Here is a 257-nt window from a genome sequence, read left to right as displayed (position 1 = left end):
CGGCGCCCAAACCCGCACGCCCGTTCTGCGTCGCAGCGGTAGAATCCGCAGCAGCCGCTTTTTGCCCACCAAAAGGCCAAACCATAAGCGCCACCATCAAGAAGAAAAACAACAAAACAGATCGGCAGTCGAACGCACGTCCACCACATGTGGCAAGCGGCATCATCGCGCGAGGCCGCTGAAATCCATATTAAACGGGGGAGTCACCGGCTTTTCGGGATTCTCATTCTGGTCCATCGTCTGGCTAACTACGAGCG

The 257-nt window shown here is 56.8% G+C and carries 1 protein-coding gene; it reads left to right on the top strand.

Going from position 1 to position 257, the window contains the following annotated elements:
* On the top strand, window positions 1-182 hold a 182-nt coding region (locus tag SB751_RS32670; RefSeq protein WP_410749341.1), incomplete at its 5' end, for a hypothetical protein.
* Window positions 183-257: the final 75 nt, after the last annotated feature.

The organism is Cupriavidus sp. SIMBA_020 (assembly GCF_046535395.1).
In the GTDB taxonomy this organism is placed as follows: Bacteria; Pseudomonadota; Gammaproteobacteria; order Burkholderiales; family Burkholderiaceae; genus Cupriavidus; species Cupriavidus campinensis.
This window is presented reverse-complemented; position numbering and strand designations above follow the sequence as displayed.